The organism is Sporotomaculum syntrophicum (assembly GCF_009932395.1).
Taxonomy (GTDB): domain Bacteria; phylum Bacillota; class Desulfotomaculia; order Desulfotomaculales; family Desulfallaceae; genus Sporotomaculum; species Sporotomaculum syntrophicum.
The window spans coordinates 2,751-4,023 of sequence record NZ_LSRS01000011.1 but is presented as its reverse complement, the minus strand read 5'-3'; the positions used below and the strand labels follow the sequence as shown (position 1 = coordinate 4,023).

The window sequence follows — 1,273 nt, the reverse complement described above, 5'->3', positions numbered from 1 at the left end:
TCTACTCGACTTTTGTGTCAGATAAAAGAACACATATACATTGCATAAGGCTTAGTTTTTGACACAAAGGAACCGTCCCCTTGTGTCCCCCAAGAGAACAGTGCGCTGCTATGTGGCCAAATTGCGCCCCCCTGCAATCATTCAACATATCTACCTTTATTGATTATTTCATCATGTAGAAACTGGCCCGGTCTAACTTTTTTATATTCTTCAGTAGAATATGGTCTGGGTGAAATATCTAAGTCTACGGATTCACTAATTCTTTTTAACATGACGGCTTCTTCCAAGTAATCATGGCCAAAATCAGGTGAAATTATTGCAATGTCAATATCACTATCCTTGTTCCCTTGGCCGCGAGCATAAGAACCAAAAAGTATAGCCTTTTCGACTCGAATTTTTTTTGCTTTTAGGGCATTGACATATTCTTTTACTCAAACTTCGCAGCCTAAATCAGTCATCAAAGCCCTGATATATGAGGGCTGAGCGGCAATCCATTGCTTAACTTGACACGCTACCGCTTTCGAAAAATCATTTGAGAAGTTGTTTAGCAATTTAGTAAAAAATAGCATCAGTTGCTTTAAAGCAGTTTCAAAGTCAATATCCTGTATTTCATCGCAGAGCATGAAAAATAGCTCTCCGTAACTACGGTAATCTTGATTCTGTCGACGTTCCCATTCAAGCAGCATATATCTGGTAAAAACAACAGTCGTATGAGCGATAAGCATATCAAAACTTTTGCCCTGAAACTCAGAACCAAGTTTAAATAGAGATTTGGCGCTTTTAAAGAATACTTCAATGCCCCATCTCATACCGTAGATACGCACAATCTCAGCATCATCAAGCTCAAGATCAGTCGTTAGTATCGCAAGCCATTCCCGTTTGTTATTACGGTTCTGGATGAAGACAATTTTAACTGGAATTCCATTTTTAATTTTAACACAGCATGATCCAATTATTTCTCGGTGATTCTTCTCTTTAAGAGTTGCTTTTAGGTCTGGAAGAGACATAGAGTGACCGTTAAAATCGTATCGTTGATTCATCTGTTTAACCATACCGATGGTATGAAGACCTTTTTTAAGTAGGGATGTAATCATCGGTTCATTGGTAAACCAGCTGTCCATCAAAACGTAGTCGGCTGTGATACCGGAATTCAAGGCGTTATCAAGTAAACGGAGGGCATTTTGGGGTTTTTCCATAATGGCCTCTGAACGCCGCTTTGCACCATTAGTTCTTTTATCAATAGTACTCGAAGCATCATTCAGTCTGTTTTGCG

At 39.1% G+C, this 1,273-nt stretch carries 1 protein-coding gene and 1 pseudogene; both read right to left on the bottom strand.

From position 1 onward, the window contains the following. Positions 1–137 precede the first annotated feature (137 nt). A pseudogene (locus SPSYN_RS15175) lies at positions 138–416 on the bottom strand (nucleotidyltransferase domain-containing protein); the annotation flags it as partial. A gap of 15 nt (positions 417–431) precedes the next feature. After that, positions 432–1,273, bottom strand: an 842-nt coding sequence (locus tag SPSYN_RS16120) for an IS4 family transposase (protein ID WP_243153083.1), incomplete at its 5' end; no start/stop codon positions are given.